This window comes from Mesorhizobium huakuii (assembly GCF_014189455.1).
Lineage (GTDB): Bacteria > Pseudomonadota > Alphaproteobacteria > Rhizobiales > Rhizobiaceae > Mesorhizobium > Mesorhizobium huakuii_A.
In genome coordinates, this window is the sequence record NZ_CP050296.1 from 3,102,496 (window position 1) to 3,121,453 (window position 18,958).

The 18,958-nt window shown below is 62.7% G+C and carries 15 protein-coding genes and 1 pseudogene; 4 read left to right on the top strand and 12 right to left on the bottom strand.

Translation table 11 applies throughout. From position 1 onward, the window contains the following. Window positions 1-20: 20 nt before the first annotated feature. From HB778_RS15375 to HB778_RS15385, 3 genes are read left to right on the top strand one after another with little or no spacing between them, the layout of a single operon-like run. Entirely contained in the window at window positions 21-1,664 is a 1,644-nt protein-coding gene (locus tag HB778_RS15375) for an ABC transporter substrate-binding protein (protein ID WP_183464608.1), read from the top strand. Continuing rightward, on the top strand, window positions 1,654-2,598 hold the full coding sequence (locus HB778_RS15380; RefSeq protein ID WP_183464609.1) for an acetamidase/formamidase family protein: 945 nt from the start codon (window positions 1,654-1,656) through the stop codon (window positions 2,596-2,598). Before HB778_RS15375 ends, HB778_RS15380 begins: the two co-directional genes overlap by 11 nt. Beyond that, the gene (locus HB778_RS15385; protein WP_183464610.1) at window positions 2,595-4,397 is read left to right on the top strand and encodes an ABC transporter ATP-binding protein; all 1,803 of its coding nucleotides are present in this window, start codon (window positions 2,595-2,597) and stop codon (window positions 4,395-4,397) included. Before HB778_RS15380 ends, HB778_RS15385 begins: the two co-directional genes overlap by 4 nt. A gap of 25 nt (window positions 4,398-4,422) precedes the next feature. Here HB778_RS15385 and HB778_RS15390 read toward each other — a convergent pair whose 3' ends face one another. The 3 genes from HB778_RS15390 to HB778_RS15400 all read right to left on the bottom strand — a co-directional run bounded on the left by HB778_RS15390 (window position 4,423) and on the right by HB778_RS15400 (window position 10,160). Then, window positions 4,423-7,869, bottom strand: a complete 3,447-nt coding sequence (locus tag HB778_RS15390) for a glycoside hydrolase family 99-like domain-containing protein (RefSeq protein ID WP_183464611.1) — start codon at window positions 7,867-7,869, stop codon at window positions 4,423-4,425. A gap of 97 nt (window positions 7,870-7,966) precedes the next feature. Next, entirely contained in the window at window positions 7,967-9,295 is a 1,329-nt protein-coding gene (locus HB778_RS15395; protein ID WP_183464612.1) for a rhamnan synthesis F family protein, read from the bottom strand. Continuing rightward, a complete protein-coding gene (locus tag HB778_RS15400; protein WP_183464613.1) occupies window positions 9,285-10,160 on the bottom strand; it encodes a glycosyltransferase family 2 protein in 876 nt (291 codons plus the stop codon). The genes HB778_RS15395 and HB778_RS15400 overlap by 11 nt, the downstream gene beginning before the upstream one ends. Window positions 10,161-10,306: 146 nt before the next feature. Here HB778_RS15400 and HB778_RS42795 point away from each other — a divergent pair. After that, a pseudogene (locus HB778_RS42795) lies at window positions 10,307-10,435 on the top strand (ABC transporter ATP-binding protein); the annotation flags it as partial. 124 nt (window positions 10,436-10,559) lie between these two features. On the opposite strand, the gene speD reads toward HB778_RS42795, so the two are convergent. The 9 genes from speD to HB778_RS15450 form a co-directional block, all read right to left on the bottom strand. Beyond that, entirely contained in the window at window positions 10,560-10,934 is a 375-nt protein-coding gene (gene speD, locus HB778_RS15410) for an adenosylmethionine decarboxylase (protein ID WP_183464614.1), read from the bottom strand. Further along, on the bottom strand, window positions 10,934-12,058 hold the full coding sequence (locus HB778_RS15415) for a hypothetical protein (RefSeq protein ID WP_183464615.1): 1,125 nt from the start codon (window positions 12,056-12,058) through the stop codon (window positions 10,934-10,936). Before HB778_RS15415 ends, speD begins: the two co-directional genes overlap by 1 nt. After that, window positions 12,058-13,710, bottom strand: coding sequence for an FAD-dependent oxidoreductase (locus HB778_RS15420; protein ID WP_183464616.1), 1,653 nt, complete (start codon window positions 13,708-13,710; stop codon window positions 12,058-12,060). Before HB778_RS15420 ends, HB778_RS15415 begins: the two co-directional genes overlap by 1 nt. A gap of 105 nt (window positions 13,711-13,815) precedes the next feature. Next, on the bottom strand, window positions 13,816-15,327 hold the full coding sequence (locus HB778_RS15425) for a polyamine aminopropyltransferase (protein WP_183464617.1): 1,512 nt from the start codon (window positions 15,325-15,327) through the stop codon (window positions 13,816-13,818). 37 nt (window positions 15,328-15,364) lie between these two features. Next, window positions 15,365-15,592 carry a DUF350 domain-containing protein gene (locus HB778_RS15430; protein ID WP_183464618.1) on the bottom strand — a complete coding sequence of 76 codons (228 nt, stop codon included), beginning with the start codon at window positions 15,590-15,592 and terminating at the stop codon, window positions 15,365-15,367. Window positions 15,593-15,602: 10 nt separating this feature from the next. Then, complete coding sequence (locus HB778_RS15435; protein ID WP_183464619.1) at window positions 15,603-15,740, bottom strand: hypothetical protein; 138 nt, start codon at window positions 15,738-15,740, stop codon at window positions 15,603-15,605. A gap of 16 nt (window positions 15,741-15,756) precedes the next feature. Next, the gene (locus HB778_RS15440; protein WP_183464620.1) at window positions 15,757-17,055 is read right to left on the bottom strand and encodes a DUF4178 domain-containing protein; all 1,299 of its coding nucleotides are present in this window, start codon (window positions 17,053-17,055) and stop codon (window positions 15,757-15,759) included. Further along, complete coding sequence (locus HB778_RS15445; RefSeq protein ID WP_183464621.1) at window positions 17,055-17,732, bottom strand: DUF4178 domain-containing protein; 678 nt, start codon at window positions 17,730-17,732, stop codon at window positions 17,055-17,057. The genes HB778_RS15440 and HB778_RS15445 overlap by 1 nt, the downstream gene beginning before the upstream one ends. A gap of 77 nt (window positions 17,733-17,809) precedes the next feature. Further along, window positions 17,810-18,823, bottom strand: coding sequence for an SPFH domain-containing protein (locus tag HB778_RS15450; RefSeq protein ID WP_183464622.1), 1,014 nt, complete (start codon window positions 18,821-18,823; stop codon window positions 17,810-17,812). Between the last annotated feature and the right edge of the window lie 135 nt (window positions 18,824-18,958).

Sequence of the window (18,958 nt, forward strand, 5' to 3'; positions counted from 1 at the left end):
TCAGAGAAAGGGAACACGACATGAAAAGATTTCTGGCCACCACCGTGGCGGCATCGGCGCTGGCGCTGATGCTCGGCATGGCAAGCGCCCGCGCCGAGGACACCATCGATCCCAACGCCAAGCAGGGCGGCGCCATCACCATCACCTACAAGGACGATGTCGCGACGCTCGATCCGGCGATCGGCTATGACTGGCAGAACTGGTCGATGATCAAGAGCCTGTTCGATGGGCTGATGGACTACGAACCGGGCACCACCAACCTCAAGCCCGACCTTGCCGAAAGCTACGAGATTTCGCCGGACGGCAAGACCTTCACCTTCAAGCTGCGCCACGGCGTGAAATTCCACAATGGCCGCGAAATGACCGCCGACGACGTGAAATATTCGCTCGACCGCGTCACCAACCCGAAGACGCAGAGCCCCGGCGCCGGCTTCTTCGGCTCGATCAAGGGCTATGACGATGTCGCCGCCGGCAAGGCGACAAGCCTCGCCGGCGTCACCGTCGTCGACCCCTACACGGTCAAGTTCGAACTGACCCGCCCCGACGCCACCTTCCTGCATGTCATGGCCATCAACTTCTCGCATGTCGTGCCGAAGGAAGAGGTCGAGAAATACGGCGCCGATTTCGGCAAGCATCCTGTCGGCACCGGTGCCTTCAAGCTCGCCGAGTGGACGCTTGGCCAGCGCATCGTCTTCGAGCGCAATCCGGATTACTGGCACAAGGGCCTGCCGCATCTCGACAAGATCACCTTCGAGATCGGCCAGGAGCCGATCGTGGCGCTGTTGCGCCTGCAGAAGGGCGAGATCGACGTGCCCGGCGACGGCATTCCGCCGGCAAAATTCCAGGAAGTGATGGCCGATCCCGAGCAGAAGGCGCGCGTCGTCGAAGGCGGCCAGCTGCACACCGGCTACGTCACCATGAACACCACCATGGCGCCGTTCGACAATGTGAAGGTGCGCCAGGCCGTCAACATGGCGATCAACAAGGCGCGCATCATCCAGATCATCAACGGCCGCGCCGTGCCGGCCAACCAGCCGCTGCCGCCGTCGATGCCGGGCTACGACAAGGCGTTCAAAGGCTATCCCTATGATGTCGCCAAGGCCAAGGCGCTGCTGGCCGAGGCCGGCCATCCTGACGGCTTCGACACGCAATTGTTCGCCATGAACACCGACCCCAACCCGCGCATCGCCCAGGCGATCCAGCAGGATCTTGCGGCGATCGGCATCAAGGCCAGCATCCAGTCGCTCGCCCAGGCCAACGTCATCGCCGCCGGCGGCGACAAGGCCGGCGCGCCGATGATCTGGTCGGGCGGCATGGCCTGGATCGCCGATTTCCCCGATCCGTCGAACTTTTATGGCCCGATCCTCGGCTGCGCCGGCGCGGTGCCCGGTGGCTGGAACTGGTCGTGGTATTGCAACAAGGATCTCGACGCCAAGGCGGCCGAGGCCGACTCGGTGGTTGACCCGGCGAAGGCCGTCGAGCGCGACAAGATGTGGAGCGCTATCTACGACAAGATCATGGAAGACGCGCCCTGGGCGCCGGTCTTCAACGAGCAGCGCTTCACCATGAAATCGGCCCGCATGGGCGGCGCCGACAACCTCTATGTCGACCCGGTCCATATCCCGATCAACTATGACAATGTGTACGTAAAAGATGTGCAATAGCTGCGACTACACCATCCATGGACGCCATCATCATTTCGGCTGGGACAATTCCTTTGTCCCGGCCGAGCGGGTGGCGCCTGGCTCGACCATCGAGTTCCAGTGTCTCGATTCTTCCGGCGGCCAGTTGAAGGCCGACAGCACGGTCGCCGACATCGCCAAGCTCGACTTCGCCGGGATCAATCCGGTGACCGGGCCGATCTTCGTCGAGGGCGCCGAGCCCGGCGACGCGCTGAAGGTGACGATCGAGATGTTCAAACCGTCCGGCTTCGGTTGGACGGGGAACATACCGGGGTTCGGCCTGCTCGCCGACGACTTCAAGGAGCCGGCGCTGAACATCTGGAAATACGATGCCGCCTCGCTCGAACCGGCGCTGTTCGGCAAAAACGCGCGTGTACCGCTGAAACCCTTCGCCGGCACCATCGGCAATGCGCCGGCTGAGATGGGCCTTCACTCGGTCGTGCCGCCACGGCGCGTCGGCGGCAATCTCGACATCCGCGATCTATCTGCCGGCACCACGCTCTACCTCCCGGTGGAAGTTGCGGGCGCGCTGTTTTCGGTTGGCGATACCCACGCCGCCCAAGGCGACGGCGAGGTCTGTGGCACGGCGATCGAAAGCCCGATGGATGTCGTGCTCAAGCTCGACCTGGTCAAGGACGCCAGGCTGAAGACGCCGCGCTTCACGACGCCCGGCCCGGTGACGCGCCATCTCGACGCTAAGGGCTATGAGGTGACGACGGGGATTGGACCGGACCTGATGACGGGTGCGAGGGAGGCCGTTGCTCAGATGGTGGACCTGCTTGCCGGGCGCTACAAGATAGACCCGGTCGAAGCCTATATGCTCGCCTCTGTCTGCGGCGATCTCAGAATCAGCGAAATCGTCGACATGCCCAACTGGGTGGTGTCGTTCTACTTCCCGCGCTGCGTGTTTGAATGAAGGCCGGCACAGGCAAAAACCGGACCGGGGCAACCGCCCCGGTGACGGCCGGGGCGGTGCTCGACATCGCCAACCTCTCCGTCAGCGTGCGCGGCGACGATGGCGAGCGCGAGGTCGTCTCCAATCTCTCGCTGACGCTGGCGCGTGGCGAAACGCTCTGCATTGCCGGCGAGTCCGGTTCCGGCAAGTCGATGACGGCGCTGGCGATCATGCAATTGCTGCCGCAGCCTGCCGCCCGCATATCGTCAGGCACAATCCATCTCGGCAATACCGATCTGACTACTCTCGACGAGCGCCGGATGCGCCGCATTCGCGGCGACCGCATCGCCATGATCTTCCAGGAGCCGATGACCTCGCTCAACCCGGTGCTGACGATCGGCCGGCAGCTCACCGAGTCCATCGAGGCGCATACCAGCCTGTCACAGGCGCAGGCGCGCCAGCGCGCCATCGAAGCGCTGAAGGCGGTGCGCATTTCGGAGGCTGAAAGCCGGCTAAAACAGTTTCCGCACGAACTGTCCGGCGGCATGCGCCAGCGGGTGATGATCGCCATGGCGCTGGCGCTCGAACCCGACGTGCTGATCGCCGATGAGCCGACGACGGCGCTCGACGTCACCGTGCAGGGCGAGGTTCTGGAGCTCTTGCGCGACCTGCAGCGCCAGCATGGCACCAGCGTCATCCTCATCACCCACGACATGGGCGTGGTCGCCGAAATGGCCGACCGCGTCATCATCATGCGGCATGGCCGCATGGTCGAGGAGGGAAAGACATCGGACATTTTTGCCCGGCCGCAGGCGGATTATACGCGCGAGCTGCTGGCCGCCGTGCCGCGCATCGGCAGCGGTGTCGGCCGCCAGAAATCACGGGACGTCGAGACGGCGACGCCGGTTCATGTCGCCGACGTCAAAGACCTGCATGTCCGCTTCGACCTGCGCGGTGGCGTTTTCGGCCGGGTCACCCGCCGTGTTCACGCGGTCGAAGGCGTCAGTTTCTCGATCGCGCCCAACGAGACGCTGGCGCTGGTCGGCGAATCCGGTTGCGGCAAGTCGACCACCGCCAAGGCGCTGGCCGGGCTGGTGCCCTACAGCGGCGACATCGTCGTCGGCGGACGCAATTTGTCGGGCCTTGGCCGCGACGAGCGCAAGGCCGTGCGCCGCGACGTGCAGATGATTTTCCAGGATCCCTTCGCCTCGCTCGACCCACGCATGCGCGTCGGCGACCTCGTCGCCGAGCCGCTGGTCATCCACGGCATCGCCTCGAAGGAAGAGCGCCGGGAGCGCGTGGCGGCACTGTTCGAGCGCGTCGGCCTGTCGGCCGACCAGATGGAGCTCTATCCGCACGAATTCTCCGGCGGCCAGCGTCAGCGCGTCTGCATCGCTCGCGCGCTTGCCTTGCGGCCGAAGCTGATCATCGCCGACGAAAGCGTTTCGGCGCTCGACGTCTCGGTGCAGGCGCGCGTGCTCGACCTGTTGAAGGAATTGCAGCGCGAATTCGGCGTCGCCTATCTCTTCATCTCGCATGACATGGCGGTGGTCGAGAACATCTCCGACCGCGTCGCCGTCATGTATCTCGGCCAGATCGTCGAGATGGGCACGCGCGACCAGGTCTTTTCCAACCCGCGTCATCCCTACACCAGGCGGCTGATCGAGGCCGTGCCGGTGCCGGACCCGGCGCAGCGCAGAAGCCGCTTCGCCCGTCTCGACCAGGAAATCCCGAGCGCCACCCGCAGGATCGGCGAGGCACCGCTGAAACTGGCCCTGCAGGATGTCGGCAACGGCCACCTCGTCACCGCCAGCAATTAAGGCGCGGCCAGCTCACTTCGCCAACTCACGCCACCGGGGAACTGCTCTCCGATGGTCTCGCAGGTAACTCGCCCAATGCCTTTAGCGAATACAAGCTTTCCATCTCTTCCGCCGGGCGCTCGGGGAACTGCCGGTTCCAGAGCTGTACGACATATTCGGCCATTTTCAGCTTGATGGCCAAATCCGTCCCGTATGTGCGCAACACATGGTGATGGATCATCTGCCGTGTGCGCAGCAGGGCCTCTGAATGGGAAGCCATGATGAGGCTGGTTACGCTGTCCCTGTGCCGACGGTGATGGTTGAGCAATGCGGACTCGTAGGCGACGGAGCCGTTACGTATTGCCTCGAGGATAAAGTACCAATCGCCACTCGTAGGCAGGGACAGGAGGTGCTCGGCGAAATCTGTCGTGATTTCAAACTTCCGAAAAACCGCCGCACTGATGTTGAAGACCGTATTCTTGACACCCAGCCCGTCGTTGACTTCCTGTTCCGCCGAAACTTGGTAGCTGCGTTTCCATTTGAAATTGGAGAGATCGGTGAGGTACGGGCTGGACGGATAGTCGCCGACGATCTCGCTTCGATCGTTGATGATCTTCGATGCGCAATAAGCAAACTTCACGCTTGGATCGCGGAACAGTGGCACGAGGGTTTCGAGGAAAGCCGGGTCGGATACGTCGTCGGCTTCGGCGATCCAGATCAAATCGGCCCTTGCGAGCTCTATGCCCTTGAACCATTGAGGATAGGGCGACCCGGAATTGCTTTCATTGACGATGACACGGGTACCATGGACACCGGCATAATAATCCAGAATCGATTTGCTATCGTCCGTTGACGCATCATCCAGGATGATGAGTTCAAAATCCTGGAAGGACTGCCCCAGAATACTGTCCATACGCTCGTGCAGGTAGCGGGCGTAATTGTAGTTCGGCACGATGATCGAGACCGCGGGCGGCTTGCCGGCGACCTTCCGCATCGTCGACAGCAGGCGCGGAAAGACCCGATCGGTGGAAAAATGCCGCCGTGCCTTGGCGCCTGCCTGCCTGCCGAGCTTCCTGCACAATGGCTGGTCCTGGATCAGTTTCTGCGTGGCATCGGCCATCGCGACAGGATCAGCCCATTTGACAACGATGCCGGCATCGTCCTCGACGAAATCTGGTGCCCCGCCGCTCCCTGCGAAGCAGATCACCGGCAACTCGGCGAATGCCGCCTCCAGCATGACACGGCCGAACGGCTCTTCTCGGGAAGTCAGAAGAAACAGATCGGCAGCCAGCAGATGGCCGCGCACATCTTCGACATCGCCCAGAAATGTGACCTTTTCGCCCAGCCCGTCCGCTTGCAATCTGTCGAGTTGCTGCGACCACGTACCGAAAGCCTCATCCCGTTCCCGCTCCGGTAACGAACCGAGCCAGTAGAAATGATAGTCTTCGACCCCGCGAGCACGAAGAATGCGGGCCACCTCGATAAAGAGGTCGGCACCCTTGCGGAATGGCATTCCGAGGCCGGATCCCAGCACGATGGTCTTGTCCACCGGCCAGCCGGCGCGTTGGCGACTTTCAAGGCGCTGGATTTCCGTACGACTGTGATCGGCGTCGGTTTGCGGAACCGCACTTGGAATGACGTCTATGGCGTTCGCTTCGACATTGTACTCGGCCGCCAGATAGTCCCGGACACTTGGGGAACACGCTATGAATCTCTGCGTGCGCGAGACGACATCCCCCATGTCGTCCTTGGCGTATCGGGCGACGCTCGTTGCCAATTCCCTGGCATGTGTCAGGATAGGACTGCCCAGTTCACCAAGCAGCGCTTGCACACGGCCGGTGGCCAGACTGTTGCAATAGATGAGGTCCGGCCTACCGCCGAACCAGGCGGTTATGCGTGCCAGCCTTGTAGCGGTGGGCTCGGTCCTCGAAACCGGATCATCCAGAAGGACGGTATCGACGATGCGTCGAAACTCTTCGAACCGTTCACCGCCTGCCAGGCACAGCACCTTGATCTCCAGGTCCGTGTGCGCCTGGAGCCATTTGACGATGTCGAGCAATGAGGCCTGCGCGCCACCGAGAACCGCATCGTGCGACACGAACAAAACGCTCCAGGACGGATCCCTGGGCAGTTTGCCGGCGGCTATCGAAGCCGACAGGACGTACCGCGTCTCCTGCAGATAGGCATAGCCGTAGCGGGCATCGGGCTCGAGATAGGCTCCTTCCGCCCACTCGTTCCACGCATTGACGAAGATCAGCCGGCTGTCGAAATCGGCAAAACGGTCGCATGTATCGACGACCGCGTTGGTGAGCCATTCTTTGTAGCGGGACGGCGATGCGTTCACCAGAATGTAGGCTGCCTCCATTCTCCGTGCGGTGTTGTCCCAGGAGGGGCAAAGTCCGCGAAACAGCGTGTAAGGAACCTGCGGGTAGGCGCGGCTGCGATTGAGGAGCTCTGCCCAGTCGTAGATCTTTCCCCTGAAACCGCTCTTGAGCGTTGGGATGCTGTCGTTGATCTCGGGGAATCTTCCAAGATTCGGTGGAAACTCGACGGCGGCGTCGAATCCGAATTCGGCGGGATCGCCCATGTCGAACGACTGCGGATAGGCAAGAAAAATCTCGCCGATGCCGGCTTCCCGGCAATAAGCTCTCCAGCGCTGTGCCGTTTCCGTCGCCGACGGAAACAATCCGGGCCGGTAAATCATGAGGAGTGGCTTGCCGCCGACACGAATGTATCGCCGGTCACGGAAATAGCCGGATACATGCTCGATGAAGGCCAGGTCGTCCTCGGGCGAGTGCGATTGCGGGATCAGCACCTCCTGGTTGCGCCCATCCCAACGGCGGCTCCAAGGCTCATTTGCCCAATTGATACAGAAGCCCAGTTCATGAGCATCATTTTCGATAAATTGGGTGATCGGCATATCGAGGACGCGCTTGCCGTTGAACCAGTAGAAGTGGAAACAGAACCCCGAAATGCCATATTGCATGGCGATCTCGATCTGTTCCTTCTGGATGTCCTTAACCCGCAAATCATAGAAGCCGAGGTCTCCCGGCAGCCGGGGCTGATAATGACCGTCGAACTGCGGCACCGCACGTGTCACATTCGTCCACTCCGTGAAGCCTTTGCCCCAAAAAGCATCATTTTCGGGGATCGGGTGGAACTGCGGCAGATAGAATGCAATCAGGCGCGCCCTCAAAGCGGCCGGTCGCCCCTCGCTGAATCGCGGCACATAGGTGGCGGGTCTCTGGATGTCGCCGGCATTTGTGCCCGGAGCACGTCGGGTGCTGCGCCCCTCAATCTTGCCAAAACGAATGTAGTGATCCAACGGATTCATCGACGCGACAGCCACGTCGGGATATTTCGTCAGGTAGTATTCGTTGTCGAAGTTCGGACTTGGGTTCCGGGACTCGGCGACACCGTGCCTGATGTAGTGCAGGATCGGATCTTTCCCGCTCCTGACTACATCCGGATTTTGAACGAGATACCACGACACATCGAACAGCCCGCTGGCTCGAATTCGTTGACGGAGCCGAAATCTCTTCCATCGCGTTCTGCTGGCCAACGATCCTACGAAGATCAAAAATTCGGATCTATCCAATCGGGTCTGCCTCGCGGGAATCCGGCGTCGTGTCATCGTCCCAGGCAACGCCGGAGATCTCTGTGCAGATCATTCCAAGCACACGCTCGAGGGCATGCTGCAATGTGCCGTCATGTTGGCTTGCCTCTTCGGGGAAGGCTGCCAAAGGCAGATCAAGCCGCATGAGGGGTTCCAGCGCGCTGCGGCGAACCCAGAACATCGTCCCGGCAAAGAAGTCGAGACGGGAACTGGAGGGCATCCCCATTGTCGCCAGCAAATTGAGGACCATCGCCCTGTTCTCGCCCCACGCAGCCTTCTCCCCCTTCCATTCATTGGGCAACCGAAAGCGTCTGGATCCAATGATCTGGGTGTCGGGCGAACGCTCGAATTCGGCGATGATGCGGTCAACCACGTCGCGGGACCCGATCAGGTCGAAGGCGCTCGCCTGGCGCCAAATCTCACCAAGGACCATACGCGGCCCGCTCGGCCCCGACTTCTTGCCATGCAGCTTGCAGATGAGATCGAAGGGATCGAGCCTTCCTTCGCGGAGCAGTTGGATGAACGGGCCGACATCGCGACCGCGATTGTCATAGACAACGATCTCGACATCCCGAAATTTCGCCTGAACGCGTGCCGCGAGTGCCGTGTCGGGCCGGGTCAGTGTGAGGATGAGATGGAACGGACGATCGATCGCTTCCAGCAGCGCCTCGAATTCGGGCCAGAGATCCACGTAGTGCAGGTGAAGCGCGACGGCGATCTTCGGCTCGACGGTGGGCCGGCGTTCGGGTGCCTCGGCTGGCGGACCATCAAAGTGCCGCGACAGGGTCTTCTGCAGATTGTCGCTTGCCGTGCCAAACCCCCAACCGGCAAGGCTGCCGAGGGCACGGGCCAATTCGCGCCCTTCCGCTCCTGCAATGTGCAAAAGAGGCTGCAATACGAGGCCTCGGCCAAACCGCAGTTGAAAGCGCTTGTGGCGACGGCGTCGACTCAACAGCGTGCCAATATCCCCGATGCCTAAGGGTCTAACGCTCGCCGCAACGAGGTCGCCTCTATCAAATTGCAGTACCAAGCCGCCTTCGCTGCTTCTGAGCAGATAGGACGTCCGCCTGGTAACCGGCACGTAGACGATCCTGTCGGCATGTCCTGGGCGGCGAACATTGACCCGGAGAAACGGCATCCGCCTGTCTGTCGGCGAAAGCTCGACGATGTAGCGTCCCGGCGCGTCGATGTGGATTTCGCTCACGTCACTGCTTCGGTCGACGCCCCATGCCTCTTCCTTTCGCGGCTCGCGGGGCAGGACATCAGCCAAGGCAACGCTGGTGTCGGCAGTGTCAGGCGACATAGCCGCTGTTCCGATTCGCGCGCGATCGGTCAAGGATGCTGTCAAATATACCTATCAGTCGGCCCAAGGAATTGATCAGTCTGTTTCGATTAAGCGTCAGGCAATAGAAGCCTATTTTCGTCGAATAACGGAGTATGTCCACGAATGGGCTATAGGCGATGCCGTACTTTTTGCGCAAGTGGATCTCCGAGCGCATCTTCGACCGATACCGGAAGATCCGTGAGCGGGTTGATTGCGCAACCGAAGTGCCAATGTCGTGGACGGCATGTGCGCCACTGACAAGGATCATCGGCTCGTCACGCTGCAGCAGACGGTATGAGAGGTCGTCATCCTCGAAATACAGAAAGATATCCTCATCAAACCCGCCCGTATCCAGGAAGAGCGTCCGTTTGATCATGAACACGCCGCCATTGACGAAGCGGACGCAACAATCTCCCCAGACCTGCCGAACACGTGTGGGCAGCGACACGCCGGAAAGGCGATCGATTTCGCTCTGCTCGCGAAACCACAACCGCCCATCCACCGTGTTGGTGCGGGGCACGAAGACGCCGCAATTTGGGTAGCGTTCAGCCGCCTGCATAAGCGCATCGACGGCGTCTGTCTCAAGACGCACATCGGGGTTGATGAACAGCAGATACTCCCCCGATGCCGCCGCCGCCCCGATGTTGCAGGCGTGCCCAAAGCCGAGATTTACAGCATTATCAATACGATGGACGGCAAGGCCGGATAGCGCGGCGGAAAGATCGTCGGTGCTTGCATTGTCGACGCATACGATCTCCAGCCCTGGCGGCAGGCGAGCAAGCGCGCCACGCACGGTATGCGCGCTGTTATGCGTTACAGTGATAGCAGTTATCGACGTATTCATTGCCAAGCCATCCTGATATCTCAGTTGGCGTCCCCGTGGAAGGCTAGAGGTCCATACGCAATCTAAGCGTTGCGACTCAGGCGGTCGAGTCCATACTATTGACTAATATAGGGGATGACGGGGCGCGGCCGCACAATAAGGCACCGAGCGGGCAGGAAACCGCGGCTATCGTCGGCGATCTCCAGGAACTGGCCGGCCTTGGAAAGGCCGCTGGTCGCAAATTCCCGCATGAATTCTCCGGCGGCCAGCGCCAGCGCATCTCCATCGCCAGGGCGCGCGAACCGCTACGGCTGATGCCGAGGCTTTGAGCGAGAGTGGGTTGAGTGCCGACTAGGGCGGGACTCGGACTGCATCTTGGCTTGAGGCAGAAGAACCTGCGCCAACTGATGGTCTGCAACCTCATCCTCGCTGGTGCTCCGTCACCCTCGTACGGCCCGGCGAGAACCACGCCTCCAGTATGGGCAAGGCTCCTCGAGGGTCGCAGCGGCCGCACATGAACAGGTCGAGGGCTGCATAGCCGGTCTCGGGCCAGGTGTGGATGCTGATATGGGATTCGGCGAGCAAGGCGACGCCGGTGATGCCGCCCTCCTCGCCGAAATTGTGCAACATGACGCCGAGCACCGTGGCGCCGCAGGCCGCTGCCGCCTCGCGCAACACGCGCTCGATGCCCTCGGCATCCCGCAACCCGCGGCACTCCCAGAAATCGACGAGCAGATGCAGGCCGGGGGCGAAGGCCTGCTCGGTTTGGGCCTGATCGGTCACACAGCTATCCATCAGGACCGCCCCGTCTCTTGCGCGAACAGCACCCGCTTCCAATTGGTGTCCCTGGTCTGCATGCGCCAGATGAAGGCATCGAGGATGTAGTGGGTGGCCTGGGGCAGGGCGAGCAGCGGCGCCAGCCAGATCAGCGCGTTGGAAGAGCCGAGCGACGGCAAGGTATCGAAGACGCCGAAGAGGCTGCCATGCTCGCGCCAGACGAAGCCATCCCACAACCCCTCCTCCAGATAGGCGAGGCCGAAGAGGGCGGCCATGTAGACAGGCACGGCCCGCCAGGTGAACAGATGGGCGATCCATGGCGCCAGGAAGGAACTGCGCCCGCCTTGCAGACGCGCCTGGTTGCGGCCATAGCCCCAGATCAGCGCGATATAGGGGATGCCGTGGGCGATGATGTTGGTGCCGGTGAAGACGAGGTCGTTGTCGAACAGCACGATGCCGATGAACCAGGATGTCGCGGTGCCGACGAGCAGCAGATTGCGCGGCAGGTTGAAGCCTATACCGCGGCGCAGCAGCACGGTCTCCTTGACGACGTAGGCGGCCAGGATGGCGCCATAGAAAAGGCCGGCGACGGTGGCGAGCAGCGGCAGGTCGAAGCGGATGAAATCGCCCTCGACGAACCAGGAGAATTGCCGCTGGTGGCAATGCCAGTAGATCAGCGGATAGAGCGTGGCGCCGTAGATCGCCGCCTTGTCGATGCGGCGCAAGAGCGGCGGCAGGCCGCGTTCCCGGCGGGCATAGATCATCATGAACCCGTATTGCTGGCGCACGAAGTGGAACACGGCGGCATAGGCAAGGACGCGCCAGAACGCCAGGCTGCCGCACCAGTAAAGCAGGCAGCCGCCGAGCCAGGCCAGCAGCGGCGTCAAGCCATAGAGCCAGGGCCGCGCGCGAAGCTCGGCGCGGTCGAGATAGGTGCGGAACAGGGTCGAATAGACATGGGCCACGTCGACGCCGACCACGAGCACCAGCCAGACCCAGGGCGACGTCTCGCTTGCCACGCCGCCGAACAGCGACCATGCCAGGGCGGCCAGCGTCACCAGCAGCGCCGGCGCCAGGATGAAGCCGAGGTCGAAGCGGGCGGAGAATATCCAGGGTTGGGCCTTGAGGAGAGAATGGGCCATCACAGCACCGTCTCGAAGGGATGGCTGAGATAGGCCATGGCGTTCTCGGCCGCACGCACCCCGTGCGTATAGGCCTCCTCGAAGATGGAGACGCCGCTCATGTCCGAATGGGCGGTGAAGACAGGCGGCTTCTGCACGAGACCCGCGCGCCGCTGCGCGCCCCAGATGAAGCCCGGCACCGGCCGGATCATCGCATGCCCCCAAACCCAGACGTCGACCCGCCGGACATGGCCTTCGAGCTCGGGGTGGACTGCCAGAAGCTCCTTGAGGAAGATGCCTTGCCAGGCCGGCAGCGGTCGCGCCAGGGCCTCCCGGCGCGCTTCCTCCGGCGGCAGGTGGCTGAGCGGCCAGTAATAGGTCAGCACCGTCTTGGTGGGGCGCATCTGCGTGATCTGGTGGGTGGCCACGACGTAGCCGAGCAAGGGGCTGTCGAAGACGACATTGTCCCAGCTCAGGCCGGCCCCCGTGCCGCCCGGCAGGCTGTCGAGCGTGATGTTGGCCACCGCCCAGGGCGCATAGGAAAAGCCGGCGGCCAGGGCAGCATCCTTGATCAGCCGCGCCGTGACGAAATGCGGCGTCGCCAGCACCACCGCCTTCGCCTCGACGCGGAAGGTCTTGTCCTCGGCCGCATCCCAGACATCGACCGACACGCCGGTACCCCCTGTTTCAACGGAAAAAGCCAGCGCCCGCGGTCGCACGCGCGGGCCCAGGACCTCGGCGAGGCGGCGCGCGAGATAGCCGTTGCCTTCCGGCCAGGTCACCAGCCCCTGATCGTCGGCATCGGCCGCCCTGCCGTTGCGGGAGGCGAAATAATGGATGCCGGCCCAGGCCGAGACATCCTTCGACCGCGTGCCGTAGTCGTCGCGGCAGCAATAGTCGACATACCAGGCGAGCCCTGGCGAGCGGTAGCCTTCGCGCTCCATCCAGGCCGTCATGGCGATGGCGTCGAGTGCCATCAGGTCGGCGTCCTGCGAACTCAGGTCGAGCGGAATGGCAAAGGCGCGCTTGCCGTCGCTGCCGACGCGCCGGCGAAAGTCGCGCATCGTGGCGAAGAAGCGGCTGGTCTCCGTCTCCTCTTGCGCGGTAAGGCCTATCGCCGGCACCAGGCCGTCCTGCCAGCGCCCGTAACGGTAGAGGCGCTCGGACGGGTCGGCGCACAGCGCGTATTCGTCGTAGACTGGCGCGCCCGTCGGGCCGTAGCCGGTGATGATACCGAAATCCTCGAACAGTGCCCGCACCGCCTTGGCTTCCTGGGTCAGCAACGGCACGTAGTGGGCGCCCCAGGGAAAGGCGCAGACCTCGTTGCGTCCGCTCGCGGCATTGCCGCCGGGTGCGGCTTCGAGATCGAGCAGCAGGAAATCGTCATAGCCGGCCTTGGCAAGGCGATAGCCGGCGCCCAGGCCCGCGACGCCGCCGCCAACGATGACGATATCGGTCCGCAGGATCTCGCCCGGCGCGGCGAAGGTGCCGCCCCGCAGCCTGTGGCCGATGGCGGAGGAGGCGCCGACGAGTTCACCGGGCACCGCGCCGCCCTCGCCGCCGCTGGACAGCACACTTCCGGCCAGCAGCTCTCTGCCGGCCAGCCCGGAACCGACAAGGCCGAGCGAGGCGGCGCCAAGAGCCAGGAACTGCTTGCGGGTGATCCGGCTCATGGCATGGCCATCGCTCGCGAAGCCGACCGCACGGTCATGATCTTCGGATGCGCCGCGTTCAAAGGAGGTCGTTCCTTGCCGGTCTGAAAACCGGCACGCCGGCTTTCAATAAATGAGGTAATCGCCCCACTCCTCGTCGAAATAGCGCACCAGCGGCTGGTCATCGAGCCGCTGGATGGCGGTGGCGACATGCGCCATGTCGGGCGGAAACTGGAACATCGCCTTCATGGTCGGCAGGTCGAGGAAGCGCAGCCCCTCGGGCAGGTGCTCCGGCACCCGATAGGGCGAGAAGGAGCCGATGATGAAGCCCCACTCGCCGAAGGACGGCACGAAGAGATGATAGGCGGCGGTCTGGTAACCGGCCGCGGCAAGTGTGTTGTCGACGCACCAGAAGGATTTGCGCGCGATGAGCGGCGAGGTGCTCTGGATCACCACGATGCCGTCATCGTTCAGTGCCGATTTCAGCTGGCGGTAGAAGGTGAGAGAGTACAGCTTGCCGATCGAGAAATTGGAGGGGTCGGGCAGGTCGATGATCACCACATCGAAGCGCTGATCGGCCGGCTTCCGTTCCCGCAGCCAGAGAAAGGCGTCGGCATTGATCAGTGTCAGCTTGGGCGAGGACAGGGCGCCGCCATTGAGGGCCGTCATCAGCTCGTTGCTGGAAAACAGGCGCGTCATGGCGGGGTCGAGATCGACCATGGTCACGGCCTCGACTGCCGGATATTTCAACACCTCCCGCAGCGCCAGGCCATCACCGCCGCCGATGATCAGCACCTTGCGTGGCGCCTTCAGCGCGCTCATCGCCGGATGCACCAGCGCCTCGTGGTAGCGATATTCGTCCAGCGACGAGAATTGCAGGTTCGAATTGAGGAAGAGGCGGATGTCGCGCTGCTGGCGGGTGACCACAATGCGTTGGTAGGGCGTGGATTGGGCGAAGATCACCGTGCCCGGATAAATGCTCGCCTCCGAGATCGACTGGATGCGTTCCGACCAGACGAAGCCGGCGATGAGCAGCGCCAGCACGGTGAAGGCCGCCGCCTTGTGCGCCGCCCGCCGGGGTATGATGTCGGCCTTGATGGCATGGAGCATCCAGATCGCCACCATGGTGTTGAGGATGCCGAACAGGAAGGCCGAGCGGATCAGGCCGAGATGCGGCACCAGCACCAGCGGGAAGAGAAGCGAGGCGAAGAGCGCGCCGATATAGTCGAAGGTAAAGACCTTGGAGACCAGGTCCTTGAAGGCGAGCCGCCCCTCCAGGATGCGCAGCAGCAGGGGAATTTCGACGCCGACCAGGATGCCGATCACGCCGACCAGGACATAGAGCCAGAGGCGGAAGGAGGCGACCTGGTCGAACAGGATGAACAGCGCCGCGGCCGAGGAACCGCCGATCGCCCCGATCAGAAGTTCGATGCGGACGAAATAGGCGAGCAGGTTGCGCTCGATATAGCGCGACAGCCACGACCCCACGCCCATGGCGAAGAGATAGGCGCCGATGATGGTGGAGAACTGCGTGACGGAATCGCCGAGCAGGTAGCTCGCCAGCGTGCCGGCGATCAATTCGTAGACCAGTCCGCAGGTCGCGATGACGAAGGCGGAAAAGAGCAGCAGGATTTCCACGAAAGCGCCTTACGCCAACTCGCCCGGGGATCGCCCGTCAGCCATGAATGGCCGAGGCGATGATGAGGGCGATGCCGATCGCCACCGACCCCAGGAAAATCGCCAGCGCCATGTTCTGCTTCTCGCAGATTTCTTTCCAGACGTGCACTTTCGGGGTCAAGAGGTCAAGCAGCACGAAGGCGATGACGAAGACGACGAGGCCCAGGCTCGAATAGACCAAAGAGGCAACGACGAGTTTCAAATCGATCAGGCCGGTCACATCCATCGAAAGCCCCCTATTTGTGATATTCGTTGACGCCACGGTTGGCGGTCTGCTTGCCGTTGAACATCGCGGTCAAGGCATAGCCGTTGAAGTTGGCCGCCGACATGCCGAGCACGACCAGCATGGCATAGATCATCTGCAGCTTGCTCATCTCTTCCCCTCTCGCATCACTCGGCAACGCCACCCTTTTCCCAGCGCGACTTCTCAAACATCGACCGCTTGACGAGGCCGAACGCCGGCACGACCAGCAGCAGCGCCATGGCGATCAAATAGTTCGACCAGACCGGCACGCCGTGTCGGACAGAGATGACGACACGCTGCGCCAATGACGATGCCTTGGAGAACACGCCGGCATCGGGCTCGACCAGCAATTGATAGGTGCCCGGCGGAACCGGCGGCAGCAGCGAAGTCGTGTCATAGCTGCCCTCCTCCCAGGCGCCGTCGGAATCTTGTCCGCTGTAATGATCCAGCGCCTGGAACACCGGATAGCCCTGGTTGGTGTCGGTGTTGACCAGCGCCATGTCGAGCTCAAGCCAGTCATTGTTGAGGTACGAGGTGGTATCGATCTCGATATTGCCCTCCTTTTCCAATCGGAACGGCCTGGAGGACAGGGTCTTGCCCTTGTCGGCGGCGGTCAGATCGTAGGTTTGGAAACTGACGATCGCGTTTTCCGACATTGTCAGCGAGACGACTTGCAGCAGCGTGGCGCCAACCACCGCCGCCAGGATGACGTTGAAGGAAGCCTTGTAAGGATTCACCTGACTGACGCCCGCCGAGAAGGACGAGGGCACGCGCAGCGGCAGCTTGAAGGCGGCGGCGACGAGGCTTGCGTCGAGATATTCGCCCTCGGAGACGATGATCTCCTCGTCGTTTTTCTCCACCATCAGCCTGTAGGGCGGCGCGATATAGTCGGTTACGGCGGTGACGTCCGAGGTTGATGCCCGCCAGAAGAATTCGCCGGCAACGTAGGTTGTGCGTGCAATCCCCTTGCCGAAGAACTGGTAGCTGCGTCCATTCGCATCGATCCCGCCCTGGCTGCCCGCGCCGGGGACGTCGCGGTTCAGCATCTTCACCAGGGTCCAGTGGTCGTATTCCTCGGCAAGGAATCGATAGCCGTGATAGGGGTTGAATAGCAGGTATTCGGTCCACTGGAAGTCGCCGGGCCCATCGCTGCGCCGCATAAAGCCGACGACTTCCCATTCGATATCACCAAGCCGGGCACGCACGCCGATCGGGATCTCGGCGTCCTGCATCGCCGATTGCGCCGTCTCGATGATGTTCAGATTTTCGTCGGCGACATCGATCACGGACGAACACTGGCTGCAGGTGGCTGATATCGACTGGCCGGCCGCGCGCAGCGTGACCGGCCCGCCGCAATTCGGGCAGGCGAAGGTGCGCGGCTTGCCGGGCGCGCGCGGCGGCGGCGCCGGCTCGGCGGACGGCAGGATCGAAGGCTGCTCGCCCATCACCATCCCTCCAGCGGCCGCAGATTGCTGAAGCGGAAGGCATCCCACTCCACATAGCGGCCGACATAGGCATGGGCCTCGCGGCCATCATGATCGAGCGTGGCGAACTCGCCCTTCCTGCCGATGCAGTCGATCGCGACCGTCCGGCGGCCCTTGGGCGCGGCGAAGGGCAGTTCGCCCTCCGATCCCAGGCAGGTCGCCAGCTTGATGTCGACCGCGCGCAGCGTGACGCCGCCGAGTTCGACCACAAAGCCGGGCCTTGCCTCGGCGGCGGCCTTGCCGCTTGTCAGCAGTGCCCGACAGTGGGCGAGGGTCGCCTCGACGTCGCGGGGCAAGGCACCTTCCAGTTCGAAGCTGATGGAGAAGGACCCTTGTGCCTCGCCGATCCAGCCGCGCCGGCCGTCCGCCATCAGAAGGTGCCATTCGTTCCACAGCCCGTCGCGCCAGCCGATCTTCAGCCGCCCGATGAGCGTGAAGGACTGCTCCTCGAAATAGCCGCCGCTGCCCAGTTGCAACGGGCTCATGTCGTCCGGCAGGGCGGCCATCACGCCGATCGACTTCACGTCGACATCCGTGCGCACCACCATGGACTGGCAATAGGCGCAAACGGCATAGACCGATTGCGCCGATTGGAAGGTGACATCAGCGCCGCAAGACGGACAGGCGAACTTGCGCATGAAAACCCTGAGTTGGCGATTGGCTGCGCCGGCCCCCCGGCACCGCAAGGTTTGGAAAGCTGAGCCCGCTTCGGAGCCTATTTGATTCGCGACAGAAGTTCGGCCTTCTTGGCGTCGAATTCCTGCTGCGTCAGGATCCCCTTGGCAAGCAGGCCGCCGAGCCTTTCGAGCAGCTGGATCGGGTCCTCGGCCGGTTGAGCCGGCGCCGCCTGGGCCGGCGTTGCCGGAGCAGCAGCGTTGCCGAAACCCTGCGCCATGGTCTGGCCGATCGCCAGCCCTGCTCCAAGGCCAGCTCCCGCCCCCGCCAGCCCGCCCGGATTCTCGGCGGCGATGGGGATCGATTCGGCGGTCTGGAACTGGACGTAGCGATTGAGGTCGCCCAGCATGTTCATCGAACTCACCTTGTCGAGGATGCGTTGAAGTTCGTCGGGCAGCGACAGGCTCTGCACGTAGAAGCTCTTGACGTCGATGCCATAGGCCCGCAGCGCCGGGCCGATCGCCTCCGCCAGCTTCTGCGAGAACGCGTCCTGATTGGCCGCCATGTCGATGAAGGCGACGCTGCTCTGGCCAAGCGTGGTGGCGATGGCCGTGAGGATGACACCGCGCAGCTGGCCTTCGATCATCTCGGAGGTGGAGCGCTCGGCCGTGCCGACCAGGCGCGACCAGAACATTTCGACATCGCCGATGGCATAGGAATAGTTACCGAAGGCGCGCAGGCGGATCGGCCCATATTCCTTGTCGCGGACGGTCAGGGGCTGGGTGGTGCCCCATTTGCGGTCGATCTGGTCCTTGGTGTCGAAGAAATACACGTCCGACTTGAAGGGGGACTCGAAGAACTTGTCCCAGTTCTTCAGATAGGTCAGCACCGGCAGCGTCTGGGTATTAAGCGTGTAGGTGCCTGGCCCGAAGACGTCGGCGATCTTGCCTTCATTGAAGAAGGCCGCCTTCTGCGTCTCGCGCACCACGAGCTGGGCGCCGTTTTGAATTTCCATGCCGGACATCGGGAAGCGAGAGGCCAGCACGCCCGGCTCGTCGGCAGTCCACTGGATGACGTCGATAAATTGTTTGGAAATAAAGTCGAGAATGCCCATGCCCGTTTGCTCCATTTCAACGGATCTAAACCCCGAGACGACCCATCCGGCCCAGCACGGCTGGCAAATGAGCAAGACTAATCCAGGGCCTCGAAGTGCCGCGACATCAGCCCTTTAGTAACCGCTCGCAAGGGT